The sequence below is a fragment of the Terasakiella sp. SH-1 genome (assembly GCF_004564135.1).
Classification (GTDB): Bacteria; Pseudomonadota; Alphaproteobacteria; order Rhodospirillales; family Terasakiellaceae; genus Terasakiella.
In genome coordinates this window covers 2,669,767-2,687,287 of the sequence record NZ_CP038255.1, presented here as the reverse complement: position 1 = coordinate 2,687,287, position 17,521 = coordinate 2,669,767, and the positions used below count along the sequence as shown (strand labels likewise).

18 protein-coding genes and 1 pseudogene are annotated in these 17,521 nt (G+C 47.1%); 7 read left to right on the top strand and 12 right to left on the bottom strand.

Annotated features, from left to right (window positions below; genetic code table 11):
* Positions 1-26 precede the first annotated feature (26 nt).
* On the top strand, positions 27-182 hold the full coding sequence (locus E4K71_RS12525) for a recombinase family protein (protein ID WP_240796804.1): 156 nt from the start codon (positions 27-29) through the stop codon (positions 180-182).
* Here E4K71_RS12525 and E4K71_RS12520 read toward each other — a convergent pair.
* From E4K71_RS12520 to E4K71_RS12475, 10 genes and pseudogenes are all read right to left on the bottom strand, one after another.
* A complete protein-coding gene (locus E4K71_RS12520; protein ID WP_135080068.1) occupies positions 114-632 on the bottom strand; it encodes a hypothetical protein in 519 nt (172 codons plus the stop codon). The two genes, E4K71_RS12525 and E4K71_RS12520, sit on opposite strands and share 69 nt — an antisense overlap.
* Positions 633-811: 179 nt before the next feature.
* Positions 812-1,087, bottom strand: a complete 276-nt coding sequence (locus E4K71_RS12515; RefSeq protein ID WP_135080066.1) for a hypothetical protein — start codon at positions 1,085-1,087, stop codon at positions 812-814.
* 14 nt (positions 1,088-1,101) lie between these two features.
* Positions 1,102-2,271: a Fic family protein gene (locus E4K71_RS12510; protein ID WP_135080064.1), complete on the bottom strand. Its 1,170-nt coding sequence runs from the start codon at positions 2,269-2,271 to the stop codon at positions 1,102-1,104.
* A 137-nt stretch (positions 2,272-2,408) separates the two neighbouring features.
* Entirely contained in the window at positions 2,409-2,804 is a 396-nt protein-coding gene (locus tag E4K71_RS12505) for an antitoxin Xre-like helix-turn-helix domain-containing protein (protein ID WP_135080062.1), read from the bottom strand.
* A 142-nt stretch (positions 2,805-2,946) separates the two neighbouring features.
* Positions 2,947-3,810: a hypothetical protein gene (locus E4K71_RS12500; protein ID WP_135080060.1), complete on the bottom strand. Its 864-nt coding sequence runs from the start codon at positions 3,808-3,810 to the stop codon at positions 2,947-2,949.
* Positions 3,811-3,908: 98 nt separating this feature from the next.
* The gene (locus E4K71_RS12495; RefSeq protein ID WP_135080058.1) at positions 3,909-4,211 is read right to left on the bottom strand and encodes a hypothetical protein; all 303 of its coding nucleotides are present in this window, start codon (positions 4,209-4,211) and stop codon (positions 3,909-3,911) included.
* Positions 4,212-4,230: 19 nt separating this feature from the next.
* Entirely contained in the window at positions 4,231-4,539 is a 309-nt protein-coding gene (locus E4K71_RS12490; RefSeq protein ID WP_135080056.1) for a hypothetical protein, read from the bottom strand.
* Positions 4,532-4,780, bottom strand: coding sequence for a helix-turn-helix domain-containing protein (locus E4K71_RS12485; RefSeq protein ID WP_135080054.1), 249 nt, complete (start codon positions 4,778-4,780; stop codon positions 4,532-4,534). The genes E4K71_RS12490 and E4K71_RS12485 overlap by 8 nt, the downstream gene beginning before the upstream one ends.
* A 376-nt stretch (positions 4,781-5,156) precedes the next feature.
* Complete coding sequence (locus E4K71_RS12480; protein ID WP_346504520.1) at positions 5,157-5,810, bottom strand: IS1595 family transposase; 654 nt, start codon at positions 5,808-5,810, stop codon at positions 5,157-5,159.
* Between the two features lie 47 nt (positions 5,811-5,857).
* Positions 5,858-6,693: pseudogene (locus E4K71_RS12475) on the bottom strand (IS3 family transposase); the annotation flags it as partial.
* 131 nt (positions 6,694-6,824) lie between these two features.
* Here E4K71_RS12475 and E4K71_RS12470 point away from each other — a divergent pair.
* Both E4K71_RS12470 and E4K71_RS12465 read left to right on the top strand, forming a co-directional pair.
* Positions 6,825-7,529: an NAD(P)H-dependent oxidoreductase gene (locus E4K71_RS12470; protein ID WP_135080052.1), complete on the top strand. Its 705-nt coding sequence runs from the start codon at positions 6,825-6,827 to the stop codon at positions 7,527-7,529.
* A gap of 18 nt (positions 7,530-7,547) precedes the next feature.
* The gene (locus E4K71_RS12465) at positions 7,548-8,699 is read left to right on the top strand and encodes a fused response regulator/phosphatase (protein ID WP_135080050.1); all 1,152 of its coding nucleotides are present in this window, start codon (positions 7,548-7,550) and stop codon (positions 8,697-8,699) included.
* Here E4K71_RS12465 and E4K71_RS12460 read toward each other — a convergent pair.
* Both E4K71_RS12460 and E4K71_RS12455 read right to left on the bottom strand, forming a co-directional pair.
* Positions 8,671-10,581 carry an adenylate/guanylate cyclase domain-containing protein gene (locus E4K71_RS12460; RefSeq protein ID WP_135080048.1) on the bottom strand — a complete coding sequence of 637 codons (1,911 nt, stop codon included), beginning with the start codon at positions 10,579-10,581 and terminating at the stop codon, positions 8,671-8,673. The genes E4K71_RS12465 and E4K71_RS12460 overlap by 29 nt on opposite strands.
* A gap of 248 nt (positions 10,582-10,829) precedes the next feature.
* Positions 10,830-11,354, bottom strand: coding sequence for a hypothetical protein (locus E4K71_RS12455; RefSeq protein ID WP_135080046.1), 525 nt, complete (start codon positions 11,352-11,354; stop codon positions 10,830-10,832).
* 213 nt (positions 11,355-11,567) lie between these two features.
* Here E4K71_RS12455 and cimA point away from each other — a divergent pair, with 213 nt between their 5' ends.
* The 4 genes from cimA to E4K71_RS12435 all read left to right on the top strand — a co-directional run bounded on the left by cimA (position 11,568) and on the right by E4K71_RS12435 (position 17,519).
* On the top strand, positions 11,568-13,178 hold the full coding sequence (gene cimA, locus E4K71_RS12450) for a citramalate synthase (protein ID WP_135080044.1): 1,611 nt from the start codon (positions 11,568-11,570) through the stop codon (positions 13,176-13,178).
* Positions 13,165-13,971 (top strand): RNA methyltransferase, encoded by an 807-nt coding sequence (locus E4K71_RS12445; protein WP_135080042.1) that lies wholly within the window; start codon positions 13,165-13,167, stop codon positions 13,969-13,971. The genes cimA and E4K71_RS12445 overlap by 14 nt, the downstream gene beginning before the upstream one ends.
* A 275-nt stretch (positions 13,972-14,246) precedes the next feature.
* Positions 14,247-16,739 carry an ammonium transporter gene (gene amt / locus E4K71_RS12440; protein WP_167730517.1) on the top strand — a complete coding sequence of 831 codons (2,493 nt, stop codon included), beginning with the start codon at positions 14,247-14,249 and terminating at the stop codon, positions 16,737-16,739.
* Between the two features lie 165 nt (positions 16,740-16,904).
* Positions 16,905-17,519 (top strand): NAD(P)H-dependent oxidoreductase, encoded by a 615-nt coding sequence (locus tag E4K71_RS12435; protein WP_135080038.1) that lies wholly within the window; start codon positions 16,905-16,907, stop codon positions 17,517-17,519.
* Positions 17,520-17,521 lie beyond the last annotated feature (2 nt).

Genomic DNA, 17,521 nt, shown 5'->3' with positions numbered 1-17,521 from the left:
AAGACTGGTCCTTACAACTGGATGCTTTGATCAAGTACGGTTGCGATGAACGGGATATCTTTAAGGAGAAACAATCAGGTTCTAAACGTGACCGAGTTCAACTGAATGCTGTTCTAGATTTGCTGCGAGCTGGTGATAAATTGGTTGTCTGGCGGCTTGATCGTCTTTCCTGCTGCGTTTGATCCACCCATTGTCGATACGGCAATATGGTCAGGGCAAAGAATAGCAGCCACATCAGCAGCCTTTTCGCCTTCGCATAGGATTACAGTTGCAGACGGCTTTTCAGACAACAGCTGTGCATTATACAAAGGGCGAGGCTCAAGCGGTGCTTTCCAGCGCCATTCCTTTTCTTTGCTAACGCTATGTTCACAAAATGAAGCAGGGAAGAATTCTTTCTTACCTTCAGCAAGGTCAAACCGATTGACTGTACAAATAAGGTCCCTGTTCAGGTCCCGGTATTCATATATTGCGCTGGGTGCACCGTGAATGTTGTGATAGGCCGGGGCTGGCCCGGCTTCAAGTGGTACAACTGCTACAGGCACCCATTCTTCTTGTCGCTTCCTTTTTCGAGTTTGGCGCTTTCTTTCACCTTTCTCAATGGGATCGAACATGCCCTCTTTGACATTACTCATAGGCATCAACCCCTAACATTTCAGCTAAGGCCAACGCAGAATCTTTTTGTGAAATGCCAGCAAGGAACGCCCCTAAGCTAATCACATCGCCACCATAATCACCTGTTGCGAAATCTCCCCACTTTCCGGTGTAGAGGTTTACCTTGAAACTTCCTTTTTGATGATCATTTCGCAAAGGGTTACGAGCTATCGTCTATTTCACCGAATAGTCTCCGCTCTATTTCGTCATCAATATATGTGCCAAAGAAAGTTGTATACAAATCCCGTTGTACAAAACACTTTGAAGTAGGTTTTGTATGGTAATCATTCAGTGAAATGATCCGTCCGTCCGGTAATTCCTTTTTATCGGGAGCAAGGTCTAGACGATGAAGCTGATTTTTGCCGTCAATCAAAAAGCCTTTTTGGTACCATTCTGGTACATAGTGATTTTCTCTTCTTTTGTCTTTACCTGTCATTATTTGGTCTCGATTTACCTTGCTATAGGTTCTGTGCCGCTGCTTAAGATGCTGAGGTAATCTTGATATACGAATACCTTGTTTCGCTCTTTTCCAGTTACTTCACGGACAATACCCAACTCTTCCAGCGCTGTGAGGCTGCGCAGGACTGTTGGTAGCGAAACATTACAAGCCTCTTTAATCGTACCGGTATTTGCAATGGGCTGGGATTGCAGATAAGTGTGGATTGTCAAGACGGCTGCTGTTGATTTACCAGACTCACCGATTTTAAAACGGTCAGCCTCAAACAAATCCATAATGGCTCGTGCCGTGGCGGTAGCTTGGTTAGCTGTATCAATGACACCATCAAGAAAGAACTCAATCCAAGCTTCCCAATCTCCTGTTTCACGAACATTTTGGAGGTGGTCGTAATAAGCTTGTCGGTTGGCCTTAAAATAGAGGCTGAGATACAATAATGGTTCTTTAAGAATGCCTTCTGTACAGAGGATAAAGGTGATCAGCAAGCGCCCTAAACGACCATTCCCATCTAGGAAAGGGTGAATGGTTTCAAACTGTACGTGAGCCAGTGCGGCCTTTATCAGCGCTGGAAGACGGTTCTTCTCATCGTGCAGGAATAATTCGAAAGCATTTAGACATTCGCCCATTGTTTCAGGTGGCGGCGGAACGTAATTGGCCCGGCTGGGGCGAGTTCCGCCAACCCAGTTTTGCGATTTACGGAATGCACCTGGTTGTTTATCGCCACCCCTGGCATTGTTCATCAATTCCGCATGAATCTCTCGGATCAACCGCAAAGATAGTGGGAATTCTTTTAGTCTATCTAATCCATAGTTCATGGCGGCTACGTAGCAGGAGACTTCAGTTACATCGTCAATAGGTGCGCCAGGAGCTTCCTCTGTTTCAAAAAGCAGCAAGTCGGATAGTGAGGATTGTGTGCCTTCGATTTGCGAGGACAATACCGCTTCTTTACGGACATACATGTATAGAAAAAGTTTGGAATCAGGCAAAACCATACTCATGCCATCCAGTCGGCCTAGCGCTGTACTGGCTTGATCCAATAATGGATACAGTTGGCTCATATCCAGTGGTGGGCTAGGTGGTAACGGATCAGGAATGTAGGCTTGGTAGGTGTCGCCAGCTACTGCGGAGCCATTTACAAATTGTCCGGTTTGTTCTCTTGCGGCCATTTCGTCCTCTAACTAACATAAAACGGCATTTTCGTTATTTGCACTAGTGTAAATAACATGAATGTTAGTTGTGAACAATTAAATAACGAAATGTGTGTTTTTTGTTAGTTAGGTGAATTTAACTCACATAGCTGAAACTAAATATGAGTTTCCAGATATCTTCGCACCACGAACAAGTCAGCTACATTACCGGCAAGCATTCGATCCAGCGCCGGGCGATTTGCAAAGATAGGTGCCTTATTGTTTTCTCTTATCCAGCTATCGGCACGCTGATGGTTCGGCAACAATATTTGCAAGGCTTTGTATATGGCAAGGATGTGTGAAATACGTTCAAGTGTGTCGCGTTTTAATCGCGCTGTTTCTGTTGATTTGCGCCACCGATAGAAAGTGGAGGAATGTGAAAGCCCTAAAAGCGTTATACATTCGGCATTAGATAACTGCCATAAACGCGCAATTTGGAAGAATGCTTTGAGTGCTGAGGCAGATAGCTGTTTTCGACGAGTACTCGTTTGAATATCAAATGCTTGAGACATACAGCAGTTACTTCTTTGAGAATTTAATGATCTCAGCGCTCTCGTGGTCAAGATCCATAGCGCTGGATATGCATGAATACAAATTGCATAAACGCTTGGAAGGCTTGCGTGCTGATCCGAGCAAAGTGGCAAAGCTGGTTGTTTATGATGATGACGGTATAGCCACCACCAGTCGCCAAGCGACACAAGGCATCTGATAGCCAGGGCGATACGCCGGAAACATTGTCATAAACAATACTCTGTTATTTACCGCTGATACCATCAGATCACGTTCATCTCGTGGCTGAGAACGAATAGAAGAACGGTTCGGATCAATTAATTCACGTAAGAATCGAGAAACTGTTGATTTAGATGAACCCTGTTGACCGTTAATTAACAGAATAGGGTATGGCCCTTCAGGTCGTAATGCACCGATTAACCAGGCGGTGATAAGGCGAAAGTCATCTTGTGAAGCGGTATTAATAAAGTCATGCATTCTTTCCAGAGGCTCTCCCTCTTCAGGTTCTGGCAGAGGCTGCATGGAATTGGATCGTAGAAACTTCACTGGCGCACGGTCTGTTACGGACCACCCATTCGCAGTTACTTCTACGGCTTGCCACTTCTTATCGCATAGATCCAGATACACATTACCATTTAATCCACCGATACGGCGGCAAACCTGATGCATGGGACTATGATGAATGGCGCGTGTTTCCATTACCTTTAAGCCATCTTCCAGCGCCTGACTTCCAATTGCGCTGCCATATTCATCGAAATATCTACCGGATAACCAGATACGAAAGTCCTTTGAACGGATCGGCCAGTTTTCCCAATGATGATTGGTATAGATGGAGGCATAGGCATTACGGTCATCATCATGCCAAAGCTCCAGCTCATCCATCACGGATAAAAGCAGATCGCGCTGGGGCACCCGTCCGCCGCCTTCATCACCATCTGAACCTGCCCCCTTTTTCTGCCCTGATCGCGCCCGCTTGTCTGTACCTGTCACCTGCATGTGCGGGAACAACCATTAAAGGTTCCCAATCCCCTTTTGGGCTTTTACGGTGGCGCTGGGGAGGTTTCTTTTCTTCCGGCGTTAATGGCTGAAAGATATCTGCTTTATTTTCACTTATAGGCATCAACTCCCAGCATTTCTGCTAGCGCGAGCGCTGATTCTTTTTGTGTAATTCCGGCCAAGAAAGCGCCAAGGCTGACAATATCGCCACCGCTATCACCAGTGGCAAAATCGCCCCATTTTCCGGAATAGAGATTTACCTTGAAGCTACCTGTGTGGCGGTCATTTCGTAGCGGATTCTTAGCTACGTACTCCGAACCTTGTGTTTTTCCATCCGGCAACCAGCGCGCAAGGATAGAAGGCAAGCAGGATAGAGCTGTACGATTGATTCGTTCAAAGTTTATGGATCGCATTATTTACTCCCCCATTTTCTTAAAATGAGAATTGACGCCATAGGTTGCGATATTCATCACTGAAGTAAATGACAGAATTCAGAGAAACCTTGTCGCTTCTATCTATGGCATCATGACCGTATTTTGCAATTTCCCAACAACGATCAGCTATGCCATTTGAAAGATGTGATAGAACCGATGCCAACCTTCGAAGTTTAGCGGCTTCATATTCGGTTCGAACTTTCCAGACTTGCGCGACCTTTTGCCAACGTATCGCTTCATGTCGAAAAAGGACTTCATAGTATTTTGCGGTTTGTTGAGATAGGTGAAGCGTGAGTGTATCAGACATTGCAAACTCCAGCTTCCGAAGTTGAAGAAAAACTGTTGTTTGCTATCCATTGAAGAACATCTGCGCGACGATATCTGATTGAACGCCCCAGTTTAACAAATGGGCATCCGCCACTTTTCACTCGTTCATTCGCAAGTGTGTTGACTGATTGTCCCCTTAAGTAAGCTGCTTCTGAAGGGAATAAAAGTGCATCTGGGTCTACTGGAATTTGGCGACCTTCTGGCTCAGGGTTTGTAGTCATTCTATATCTCCTCTAATAACGTGACTTCCTTAGAGAAGCATGGAGATATGATGACTTTCTAGTGAGGTAGAATGACTATAAATCAACGGGCTATTGGTAAATTGCAGAGGTTTATGCATTGATGGGAAAACACGGGTAGTTTACCCCTGTTGACTACAACAAATCACCATAGTCTACGCCAATCAGGTTTAATACGAATGTGTCAGGTCGCCAGCTTTTGCCGCTCATATCTTGCATCTTTTCTATGCTGTCCTTGACCGTATCTACCCCGCCCTGAGCAAAGCTGCCTCTAAGTTCCCTTGAGGTATATTCGTAACAATCTTGCTTATTGACATTCGGTTGATAAAAAAAATATTGGGGCTGAAGTAGCTAAGGGTTAATGTTTAGCCTGTTTATACCATATTTTCAGCTGCTTTAGGAGGTCTGCGTGGTTGCCTCCATTGAAACGCCATTCACACTCCTTGAGAAACCAGTAGAAATGGTCAGGTTTGATACCGTTGAATTTCCGCATATAACGCTTTGCCTGATTCCAAAAGTTCTCAATGCCATTGATGTGATTTTGTTTGTCTGCAAAGAGTTTGGAATGGTTGATGCGACGGTGATGGAAGTCTGAAACATCCAGTGCGTTGTAGGCACCGAACGTATCCGTATAGACGATACTGTCAGGCTCGACCTTCTCCTGAATAATCGGTAACAGCGTCTCTGTCTTCGCATTGGGAATGATTGCCATATAGACCTTGCCATCCCGCTTTAAAAGGCCAAACACAGCCACTTTGCCGCCAGCACCACGACCTCGTTTTCCTTTACGGACACCCCCAAAATAACTTTCATCAGCTTCAATCTCGCCTTGCAAACGATAGCTCGGCAACTTGCTGGCAATCAATTGGCGAAGCCGCATGAAGAAGCGGATCGCTGTGTTCGCTTGGATACCTACAATTTCAGCAGTCGCACGAGCCGTGCTGCCTGCGACAAAATGCTCAATCAACTTGCTTTGCTGACGTAAAGTCAGACGACTTTTTCGGATGTACATCGTAGCCATTATAGAACCTCTTTCAGTCCTTAGCTACTTCAGCCCCCTTTATTTTTAGGTTTTCGCCGCCACACAGCCATTAATAAAGCCTGCAAGGCGAGTTCTGTCAGTTGCCTGCTTTGCATAGGCCAACCAACAACTTTTCTGGAATAAAGGTCAATAACAACCGCTAAATATGAATATCCTTCTGTCGTTTTAATATAGGTAATATCAGTTACCCAAAATCGATTTGGTTCCAGAACATCAAATTGTCGATCAAGTGTATTATCAACAACAATAGACGGTTTTCCACCATATTGACCAGGACGACGTTTATATCCGATCTGAGCACAAATTCCTGCCAGACGAGTCAGGCGTGCGACACGGTTAGGACTGATGCATTCGCCTAATTCTCACAGATCATCATGTAACTTACGATAACCATAGACCTTGCCACTCTCTTCCCAAGCCTGCTTGATAAGCTCCGTTTGACGTTGGTCTTCAAGGGCTCTTTTGCTGAGCGGTGATTTCAACCACGCATAAAACCCGCTTGGATGAACTTGCAATATACGGCACATGCTTCGGATCATAAAATCAGAACGATGCACCTTCATAAAGGCGTACTTCACTTGGCATCTTTTGCGAAGAACGCCGTGGCCTTTTTTAAGATGTCTCACTCCTCGGTGACACGGGCCAACTCTTTCTTTTAGCGACTGATCTCGGCAGATTGTTCCATAACTTCTTGGGCAACAGCTGGCAATTTAGAAAACCGCTTACGCCATTGATAAAGCGAATGTGTGCTGATACCTAAACGCCGGGAAACTTCTGCGACTGAATAGCCCCGTTCCATAATCTGCTTTATAGCATCAATTTTAAATTCATCGGTGAAATTGGATTTGGATATTGAATAACTCCTTGCCTCATTTTGTAACCGACAAGGTGTCTAGGAAAATAGGGGCTATTCAAACTTATGTGAATCCTGTTACTCTGAATTCGCTCTAGGGGCAGATCCAAAATGACGAGGTAATTACCTGTATGAACGTTCTCATCATTCATGCTCACCCCGAACCAAAGTCTTTTACTACAGCGTTGAAAGATCAGGCTGTTGAGGTGTTGGAAGGGCAGAGGCATGAGGTTCAAGTTTCTGATCTTTATGCAATGAACTGGAACCCGGTGGCCAGTGCGGATGACTTTTTGGAACGCAAGGGTGAGGATTATCTTGTTTATGCGTTGGAGCAACGCCATGCGGTGGAAAACAAGACCTTGCCAGCCGATATTCAGGGCGAACTTGATAAGCTACTTTGGGCCGATTATGTGATTTTCTCTTTCCCTATTTACTGGTTTTCTGTCCCTGCCATTTTGAAAGGCTGGATTGATCGGGTGTTGGTGTCCGGCATTTGTTATGGCGGTAAGCGCTTTTATGATCGTGGTGGTCTGGCAGGCAAGAAGGCTATGGTGACTTGTACCTTGGGTGGGCGCGAACATATGTTTGGTGAAGATGGCATTCATGGCCCCCTTGAGGATATGTTGCGTCCCCTTTTGCGCGGCACACTGCGTTATGTCGGTTTTGATGTGCTGGAACCGTTTGTAGGATGGCATGTGCCATATGTCAGTAATGATGTGCGCAAACAGTACCTTGATGACTATAAAACACGTTTGCTCAACCTTGATAAAGTCCCTGTGTTGGACTTTCCGACACTGGACCAATTTGACGAGCGATTGTATCCTCTGCAAAAATAGATTTTGAAAGAGGTCAAGATGCCAAAAGTTCTGGTTGTTGATAATGATCCGGATTTTCATCACGTATGTGAAAATTGTGCGGGACAAACCACGGAGATGGGGGAACACAGTTTTATCTACGCCCAAAATGATGAAGCGGCTCTTGGTCTGATCCAGGAACATACCGATATTGATCTTGCCATTGTTTCCATTGATGGTGGGGATATTTCCGGGATGGGGCTGTTTAAAAAGATGGAGGGGATTCGCCTTCGTGTCCCTCGGGTGGCCTTGACCGCAGGGCGTGACCTCGCTGCTATTCGTAAAGCGATGAATGAGGGGGCGGCAGATTTTTTAACCAAGCCTGTGGATCGTGAGGACCTGCTTTTAACCATTGATAAAGTCTATAAGGATTGTGAGGCAAGGCGTGCAGCCTGGCGTAATGAAGCCCAGCTTTCTGCGATTAAGCGAGAGCTGGACATTGCTGAAAATATTCAACGCCAAATCCTGCCTTCAATTTTTCCCACCCGTGATGAGTTGGAAATCTCGGCACATCTGGCTCCTGCAAAACGCATGAGCGGGGATTTTTATGATACGTTTGATTTGGAAGATGACAAGATTGGACTGGCGGTTGCTGATGTTTCCGGCAAAGGCATTCCCGCAGCCTTTTTTATGGCGGTGGCGCGAACCCTGTTACGCGCAACTGCTCCGTCCAGCCCATCACCGGCGGTTTGTTTGGAACGGGTCAATGACCTGTTATGTGAACATGAAATTACGTCCATGTTTGTGTCAGTCTTTTATTGTGTGGTTGATACCAAAAGCTGGGAAGTGACCTATAGCAATGGTGGGCATTTGCCCCCTTATCTGGTTAATGCAGAAAATGCAAAAGACGCCATTGCCCTTGAAGGCGGGGAGGGAATCATCCTTGGAGTTCAAGAAGGAATGCCTTTTGAAAACTCAACCTGCCAGCTTAATGAAGGTGATGCGATTTTCTTTTATACCGATGGGGTGACTGAAGCCTTTGATAAAGATCGCAACCAATTTTCAGAAGAGCGCCTGATTGATTATCTTCTGGAAAATAGAAGTCTGTCTGCCCATGCCTTGTCTGAAAACCTGTTTGCCTTTGTGAATGATTTTAGAGCCGGTGCCGATCAGAATGATGACTTCACGTCTTTGGTTCTGAAACGCTTTTAACAGGCAACCCTGTATCAAAATCTTCTGCGAGCGCTTGTGTGGGGGGAGCAACGACTTCCATATCCAGGGCGATTCCGTCGTGCGCCTGTGGGGCAGGTTGTGCGATATTCGTGTTGTTGCTTTCTTCGTTGAGATTTTCATCGTCTTCTTCATCGTGATATTCAAGCGGTGGGGCTGTCCAGTCCAGCTTGAAAAGATTGGCCGGGTTTTCAAAACCTTTGAGTTCTTGTGGCCCAAGGTCAATGAAGGTGAAAATCGGCTTTTCCCCACACAGGTCGACCAAATCCTGCGAAACGGAAATGGAATCACTGTTGCTAAAATCACAAATACGTGCGGCCAGTTGCACAGCAGTGCCAAACAGATCGTTGTTCTTTCTGATCGGTTCCCCGGCATGCAGGCCCATGCGAATATGTAAGGGGAACTCCGGTCCCGCATTGTTATTGCCTTCCACCCGTTTGTGGATTTCAACGGCGGCTTCCAGAGCTTTGTGATAGTCCTTGAAAGAGGCCATGATCCCGTCACCAAGGTGTTTGATCTCTTTACCTTCAAAATTGGTAATGGCGGTACGTACAATCAGGTCATGGGCTTTCAGGACCTCTTGGGCCGCGTAATCCCCATGCTTTGTCGTTAAATCGGTTGAACCCACCATATCGGTAAACATAATGGTCAGAAGGTTGGGATTGATATGCTCTTCAACAGGGGGCTTCCAATTAACCCATTCTTCCATCACCTCGCGAATGTGAAGGGAGGCAGTTGGGTCCCCGTTGGACAGGGCGGCGGCAATATCACCGCTTTTCTTAAACAGCAGAATATGGCGGGGGTTTTCCAAATGTTTATCAAAATCAGAAACAAATCGCTCCGCCTGTTCTGGCTTGGCCCCAAGCATTTCGATAAGCCGGCGTAAAATCAGGGCGGTTTCTTCTTCACTAAGCGTCTTGTCCTTGGCGATACGTAAGACGGCACCGGAGATAAACAAGTTTAGGCCAAAACGGTTAAGGGTTTCAAGGCTGACATCCGGTCCTTTCAATGCACCAAGAACCGTTCCCAAAAAGGTAATGAGAAACATTTTCTGTTCTTCGGCATTCTCAGAAAATTCAACTTCTTTGATCTCTTCTTCCGTTTCGGTTTCCCGCTCATCAATAAGATCAAAAATATCAAATTCTTCATCACTTTGGATCGGTGGCTCAGCAGGTTCCATTTTGTCGATGGCTTGGGCGGCTTTTTCCATATCCTGTGAAATTTTGGTGGGCGGTGCCACTGGGGGCGGTGTTTTTTTCTTTTTCTTAAAAGGATTCAGGTCAAAACGTGCAGCATAATGCGCATATGTAGAACTGGCAGCGATCAGAAAAACAAGAACGAACATCCCCATGATGAGGAATTTTTGAATATGTTCAGGGGCGGCGACATTAAAGCCTTTGATCATTAAATAGAGTAATCCTGCTGCGCCGCCACCACCACCCAGACCAACGGCAATAATCGTGAAGAGGACCCCTAGAAACATGGGGGTCGTCACAGGGGCCTTGGGGCGGTCTTGCAGGTTGCCTTCAGCTAGAAACATTTCCACATCGTCACTTTGATAGCCAATGCGTCCATCGCTGGAAACGGCCAAATCCGCCCAACTGTCACTATGTCGGGTACGGGCAATTTTTTTCTTTTGGGGTTTAATCTTATTGCGATAGATCAGGGATTCCGTATGCAGGCCATTGCTGGGGTTATAGTCTTCCAGCAACACCCGAACGGCAACACCGATCTTGTCATGATCCAATTCCTTGGCATCGGCAATGGCGTTTGCCCGCTCATGATAAGGGTAACGGGCATGAGATTGCCAGCGGCCGTTATTATAGACCTGAACTTCATAGGTTTGATTATCGTTGTTGCCCATCTTTCACGCCTCAAAAAGCATATATCTTAAGATGACCTAAGAATTGCTGTTTGAAAAGAGAGACTTGTAGGAATTAGGTCGTAAACTCATAAAATAGACTTGCTGGGAAATCCCGTAAGGGACAGGATGTATTTGAGGATAGAGCTGCGTTATAAAAACCTTAAAGTGCTTGCACTTCTGCGGGTTTCATGCCTTGTCTATCCTCAAATACATCTCCGCCAAACAAGTCTATTTTATGAGTTTACGACCTAATCGAACAGGGCGTCAATGTCGCTTTGATCCATGGTGACATGTTCTTCTTCTTCAATCATTTCACCGCTGAGATCGGCCGTACCATGGATGATGGCGCTGAGGCGATCTTGCAGGGCATGAATTTCTGCCGCCGATTCGCCAATCTTGAAACGCAGGAATTCCTTGTCACCGGTTGTTAGTGCTTCTTCGGCATTGGCAATGGCCTGAAAGATCGCCTGGTCAACCTGGGCAATTGTATCTTCAAATGCACGACGCACAAATGGCATGGCATGGTCATAGACTTCAACAGCCAGGTCTTTATCTGCAATGGTGCTTTCGCGGAAGTGGTCTTTATAGGGTTTGGGTTCCCAATCCTTGATCATATCAAGGCATTCAGGCATATCAGGCAACATGTCGATCATCATCACCACTTCATTGAAATGGTTCAGATAATCGGTTGCCAACAACGTTTCTTCGTTGATGTTGGTGCCCTTGACCTTTTCTTGACAGGTCTCAAAAAGTGGGCTGATGCCCTCTACCACGGTTGCCTCATGTTTCCTAGATGTACAGATATTTTGTATATTTTATACGTATTAAGTTTTTCTTACAGCTGTGTTGTATATAAATACAAAAGTATTGCTCCTTTGCAAAGCCTTAAGCAAAATTACGCAGGTTTTATAAAGGAAAGCTTGAGTCAATTGCCATAATTTTGCATTCTCGCGCGCACTTAATTCAGTTTAGGACGACCAAAAACAATGACCAATGACAAACGAGTCTATCTTTATGATAGTACGCTGCGCGATGGCGCACAGACACAAGGTGTGGATTTTAGCGCAGCGGATAAAACTGCGATTGCCATTGAACTTGATCGTTTAGGCATTGATTATGTGGAAGGCGGCTGGCCCGGTGCCAACCCCACCGATGATGATTTTTTTGCCAATCCGCCCAAGCTGGAACAGGCAACCTTAAGTGCCTTTGGCATGACACGGCGCCCAGGGCGCAGTGCGGATAATGATCCGGGCCTTAGCGGCTTGATCAACACAGGTGTGAAAACAGTGACGCTGGTGGGCAAAAGCTGGGATTTTCAGGTGGATGTGGCCCTTGGGATTGAGCGTTCTGAAAATGTTGCGATGATTGCGGATTCCATCGCTCATGTAAAAGCCACCGCTGGCGAAGCCATGTTTGATGCAGAACATTTCTTTGATGGCTATAAGGCCAATCCGGAATTTGCGCTGGAATGTTGTAAGGCTGCTTATGAAGCCGGGGCACGCTGGATTGTTATGTGTGACACCAATGGCGGTACCCTTCCCAATGAAGTTGAAGAGATCGTTTCTGAAGTCACCAAACATATTCCGGGGAGCCATCTTGGGATTCATTGTCATGATGATACGGGGAATGCGGTGGCGAATTCACTGGCGGCGGTGCGTATGGGCGTGCGTCAAATTCAGGGCACATTGAACGGTTTGGGTGAGCGTTGCGGCAATGCCAATCTGATTTCCATCTTGCCGTCTTTGATGTTGAAGATGGGCTATGAAACCGGGGTGAGTGAGGACGGGCTGAAACGTCTGGTTCATGTGTCTCGCATGTTGGATGAACGGCTGAACCGCGCACCGGCACGCAATGCGGCCTATGTTGGGGAATCTGCCTTTGCCCATAAGGGCGGCTTGCATGTCTCAGCCATTGAAAAAGATCCCAGCTGTTATGAACATGTCAATCCGGAAAGTGTTGGTAATCAACGCACCATCATCATGTCCAATCAGGCGGGGCGTTCCAATTTGATCGCAAAATTCCGTGAAGTCGGACTGGATGTCGACCCAAAGGATGCCAAGGTCAATGTGTTGCTCGATAAAATCAAGGAACTGGAAAGTAACGGCTATTCCTATGATGGAGCAGATGCGAGTTTTGAGTTGCTGGCACGTCGCCACCTTGAAGCTGTGCCGGAATATTTCCGTCTGGAAAGCTTCCGTGTGATTGATGAACGGGTGTGGGATAAACGTCATGCCCATGTCAAACAAATGTCGGAAACCACCGTGAAACTGTTCATTGGGGACAAGCGCGTCATGGATGTGGCCGAAGGTAATGGTCCGGTCAATGCACTGGATGCAGCCTTGCGTAAAATCCTGATCCCGATCTATCCGCAATTGGAAAACCTGCATTTGGTGGATTTCAAGGTGCGTATTCTGGACGGTGATCAGGCCACAGGTGCGATCACGCGAGTGATGATTGAAAGTGCCGATGGGGCGGGGGAAACCTGGACGACTGTTGGGATGTCCTCCAATATCATTGATGCGTCCTATGAGGCATTGCGCGATAGTTTGATCTATAAGCTTTATAAGTCTGGAGTCAAAGCTCATGGCGGGAACTGATCGTCGTCGTAAATCCGAAGCCGCAGAATTTTGCCGCGAAGATGCGCCTGCTATTATTTTGGTTGAGCCACAATTGGGTGAAAATATCGGTATGGTTGCCCGTGCCATGCTTAATTGCGGTTTGATTGACCTGCGCATTGTCAATCCGCGTGAAGGCTGGGACCGTGATAAGGCGGAAAAAGCCAGCTCAGGTGCGCGTCTGGTGCTAGATCGTGCCAAGTTTTATGAGACTACGAAAGAAGCGGTCGCTGATCTGGAAACGGTTTATGCCACCACAGCGCGCCCACGCGATATGGTCAAGGCGATGGTGACACCGCGCAAGGCTGCAGAAGAGTCTGTAGCGCTGGCGGCAGGTAATTTGCGCACCGGAGTGTTGTTTGGTAAGGAAGCCAAAGGGCTTCATAATGATGATGTGGCTTTATGTGATGCGATTTTACATTTACCGCTTAACCCGGCCTTTGCTTCCCTGAATTTGGCGCAAGCCGTACTGCTTATCGGCTATGAGTGGTTCACCATGAATGATGACACCCAAGAGCGATATATTCCGCAGGCGCGGGGGAAAACAGCGCGTCCGGCCACTAAGGATGAAGTGATCGGGTTTTATGAGCATCTGGAAAAAGAACTGGATGCGTCCGGTTTTTTGCGGGTGGAAGAAAAACGCCCTTCCATGGTGCGCAATATCCGCAATATTTTTGCCCGCATTGATTTGACCCTTCAAGAGGTTCAGACATTGCGTGGCATTGTCGCTTTTTTATCCAATGGTCGCAGTGGTGGCCCTGGGGAAAACAAGTAACTTTACGTGATGAAAATGTAGAATTATCCTTCTGGTATAGGGGGTTATCGCGTTGTGTGCACTGCACAAAAAGTGTGCGCAAAAAATATGCATATGTCCAAATGGTAGGCTTTGTTTATTCTTTAATCATTCTAATGGAATCCGTTTTTTGCCTTTTTTAGAGCCTGTTTTCGTACTTAAGGGCTGAATCTCGAAGTTGGCATCTCTCTTGCTATTTTACTTTGTAATTGCCGATTTGTTATCGGCTGAAAATTAAAATGGAATGGAGAGTACCAATGTTGGTATTGAAAAACGCACCAAAGGCGGTCGTTTTCTTCATGCTTGTCGCCGTAAGTATTTCTGTCGCTATTGGCGATGCAATTGCAATGGATGCAAAAGCGCTCGAAGAACGTCTGACCTTTCTTGAAAATGAATTAAATCAAAAACAGGTCAATATCGACCATATCTGGACAATGATTGCAGCTTGTCTGGTGTTCTTTATGCAGGGTGGTTTTCTGTTGCTGGAGGCGGGGCTCGTTCGTTCCAAAAACTCAATTAACGTTGCACAAAAAAATATTGCCGACTTTATTCTGGCAACCGTTTGTTTCGGGGCGGTTGGCTTTATGCTTATGTTTGGGTCTTCCTTTGGCGGTCTGATCGGGCTGGACTGGGAGCTGTTGGCCTTTGATCAGGTTGAAGACTGGACCTTTACGTTCTTTGTTTTCCAGGTGGTTTTTTGCGGAACTGCGGCCACAATCGTTTCTGGTGCAGTCGCAGAACGGATGAAATTTGGCGGTTATCTGTCCGTCACTTTGTTGATCGCTTTGTTGATTTATCCGGTTTACGGCCACTGGGCGTGGGGTAATCTTCTTAATAGTGATAACGAGCCGTTTCTAGCCGCGATGGGCTTTGTTGATTTTGCAGGCTCTACTGTTGTGCACTCGATCGGTGGCTGGGTGGCCTTGGCCGCTGTTTTGGTGATCGGTCCACGTCTTGGACGTTATGACCAAAGTGGCAAACCTGTGGAAATCAACGGTCACAGCCCCGTTTTGGCAACATTTGGCTGTATCATTTTATGGATTGGCTGGATCGGCTTTAATGGCGGATCGACCACAGCGGGAACGCCAGCCTTTGCCCATATTATTGCCAATACGGTTGTTGCCGGGGCCATCGGTGGGCTCTTCGGTCTTGTGCTCGGTCGTCGCGTGGATGGGCATTACCGCCCGGATCGTTCCATTAACGGTGTGCTGGGTGGTCTTGTCGGGATCACGGCAGGCTGTGATGTTGTGACCATGTGGGGGGCCGTTGTGATCGGTGCCGGAAGTGCCGTTGTTGTAGTACTTGCCGCTGATTTCCTTGAGAAAAAGCTTAAGGCAGATGATGTCGTTGGGGCGGTTTCTGTGCATGGTGTTGCAGGGGCGTTCGGAACACTGGCCTTGGCCGTTGTTGCCCCGGCGGGAACATTTGAAATGGGCATGTGGGCGCAGTTAGGTGTGCAGGCCATTGGTGTGGGAACAGCCTTTGTTTGGGCTTTCGTTCTGCCTTACATCATTTTAAAGGTGATAAATAACATGTTTGATGGTGGAATGCGTGTTTCTGAACAGGACGAACTGAACGGTTTGAACTTTGCAGAACATGCCGCCACCATGGGGGCCTCTCATGTCCTGCGTGAAATGGAACATGTCTTTGCCGGTTCTCAAGGAGAAGAGGAACCCCACGCAAATTTTATCGCAGCGGATGAGGCCGATGAAATTGCATTTTATTTCAAACGCCTCATGGACCGTAATGCCTCCCTTGTTACGGGGATGAAAAGCACGACGGAAGTTTTGGTCAGCGCATCACAAAATCTGGCGAGCATGTCGACAGAACTGAGTGCACAGGCTGAACAAACCCAATCACGGGCCTTTGAACTGGAAAGCACGACGCAAAGTGTATCCGGTGATATGGACCGCATGGCCGGGGGTGTTGGTGAAGCCGGACAACTGGCGCAATCCATTGCCCAAAATGCCGATGAAATGTCAGCCACAGTGCAAAGTGTTGCCAATGAAATCCGTGCCGTTGTTGGTTCTATTGACGAGATTTCATCTTCCACAGGGCAGACGCAAACCTTGCTGAGCAATGCGGTTGGCGAAGTACGTGATGGCCGTGACAAGATGAAGGCCCTGGGTGAAGCCGCCAGCTCTACAGGGGCAGTTCTCAACCTGATTAGTGATATCGCAAACCAGACCAATATGCTGGCCTTGAATGCGACAATTGAAGCGGCGCGCAGTGGTGAAGCCGGCAAAGGTTTTGCGGTTGTTGCCGGTGAAGTCAAGAAACTGGCCGATCAGACAGCCAGGGCAATTGCAGACATTGAACAGCGTGTCTCAACCATGCAGTCCGGTGCCAATGATGCGGTGAATGTGATGGAAAAAATTGCGGGTCTCGTTGAAAATGTGAATGAGACCGCAGATGGTATTAACATGGCTGTGGGGCGCCAAACAACCGCAGCCAATCGGATTTCCGGTCGTTTGAATGACATGACGGATATGACAAGCCATGTGGCTTCTGAAATCAACCGTGTGGCGCAAAACACCCATGAAGCCTCAGGCATGGCGGGTGTTGCTGCCAATCAGACAGGAAACCTGAATGAGGGGATTTTGGATGTGAAACAGGCAGCCAGTCTCAGTCATACACAGGCTCGTGACCTGAAAGGTGAAGCGGAAGAAATTTCGAAATCCGCAGCCGAGCTGAACAAGCTGGTGGGAAGCCTGTCCCTGCACAAGATGGCGCAAGAGGCGGCGGAATAAAGCCCGAAGCCATCACTGGCAAACAGGGGTTCTGTGATACAGGACCCCTGTTTGTTTATTATATGAAACAATTAGTTTCAAAATGGCTGGATTATCTTTTCTCTTATTGTCAGGCATTGTCTCTTTCAGATGAATTTATGACAGAAAAAAGAGAGAGAACCAGCCATGACAAAGCTTCTTGTTATTAACTCCAGCCCGATGGGCGATCATTCCATCACACGTAAACTGACAGCCAGCTTTGCTGAAAAATATAGCAAGGCCAACCCAGGGACTGTTGTTGACGAAATTGATGTAACACAGTTGGATTTGCCCCATCTTGACGGGGAAATTCTAGGAGCTTTCTTTACCCCGCAAGATCAACGCAATGATGAGCAAATGGCCTATGTGCAGCGTTCAGATGAATTGATTGCCCAGTTTAAAAAGGCAGATGCAATTGTTTTCGGGGCACCGATGCATAATTTTGGCATTCCATCCAGCCTTAAGGCATATGTGGATCATATTGCCCGTGCAGGGGAGACGTTTAAATATACAGATACTGGCCCGGTGGGACTGGTTGAAGAGAAACCCGTTTATGTGATTTCTGCCCGTGGGGGGGATTATTCTGAAAAAGGGTATCCGCAGCTGGATTTTGTCTTGCCCTATATGCAAGCGGTTATGGGCTTTTTGGGGCTGAACAGGACCACCTTAATTCAGGCAAACGGCATTGCCATGGGAGAAGAGGCAGTTGCAGCGGCCATCGCAGGGGCAGAAGCTGACATGGATGCAGCGCTGGCAGCATAAAA

What these genes read in the sequence shown, in the direction of transcription:
- E4K71_RS12520 (WP_135080068.1), bottom strand. Translation starts at nt 632, where the DNA reads ATGAGTAATGTCAAAGAGGGCATGTTCGATCCCATTGAGAAAGGTGAA.
- E4K71_RS12510 (WP_135080064.1), bottom strand. Translation starts at nt 2,271, where the DNA reads ATGGCCGCAAGAGAACAAACCGGACAATTTGTAAATGGCTCCGCAGTA.
- E4K71_RS12495 (WP_135080058.1), bottom strand. Translation starts at nt 4,211, where the DNA reads ATGCGATCCATAAACTTTGAACGAATCAATCGTACAGCTCTATCCTGC.
- E4K71_RS12480 (WP_346504520.1), bottom strand. Translation starts at nt 5,810, where the DNA reads ATGTACATCCGAAAAAGTCGTCTGACTTTACGTCAGCAAAGCAAGTTG.
- E4K71_RS12515 (WP_135080066.1), bottom strand. Translation starts at nt 1,087, where the DNA reads ATGACAGGTAAAGACAAAAGAAGAGAAAATCACTATGTACCAGAATGG.
- amt (WP_167730517.1), top strand. Translation starts at nt 14,247, where the DNA reads ATGTTGGTATTGAAAAACGCACCAAAGGCGGTCGTTTTCTTCATGCTT.
- E4K71_RS12505 (WP_135080062.1), bottom strand. Translation starts at nt 2,804, where the DNA reads ATGTCTCAAGCATTTGATATTCAAACGAGTACTCGTCGAAAACAGCTA.
- E4K71_RS12435 (WP_135080038.1), top strand. Translation starts at nt 16,905, where the DNA reads ATGACAAAGCTTCTTGTTATTAACTCCAGCCCGATGGGCGATCATTCC.
- E4K71_RS12470 (WP_135080052.1), top strand. Translation starts at nt 6,825, where the DNA reads ATGAACGTTCTCATCATTCATGCTCACCCCGAACCAAAGTCTTTTACT.
- E4K71_RS12460 (WP_135080048.1), bottom strand. Translation starts at nt 10,581, where the DNA reads ATGGGCAACAACGATAATCAAACCTATGAAGTTCAGGTCTATAATAAC.
- E4K71_RS12485 (WP_135080054.1), bottom strand. Translation starts at nt 4,780, where the DNA reads ATGACTACAAACCCTGAGCCAGAAGGTCGCCAAATTCCAGTAGACCCA.
- E4K71_RS12465 (WP_135080050.1), top strand. Translation starts at nt 7,548, where the DNA reads ATGCCAAAAGTTCTGGTTGTTGATAATGATCCGGATTTTCATCACGTA.
- cimA (WP_135080044.1), top strand. Translation starts at nt 11,568, where the DNA reads ATGACCAATGACAAACGAGTCTATCTTTATGATAGTACGCTGCGCGAT.
- E4K71_RS12490 (WP_135080056.1), bottom strand. Translation starts at nt 4,539, where the DNA reads ATGTCTGATACACTCACGCTTCACCTATCTCAACAAACCGCAAAATAC.
- E4K71_RS12445 (WP_135080042.1), top strand. Translation starts at nt 13,165, where the DNA reads ATGGCGGGAACTGATCGTCGTCGTAAATCCGAAGCCGCAGAATTTTGC.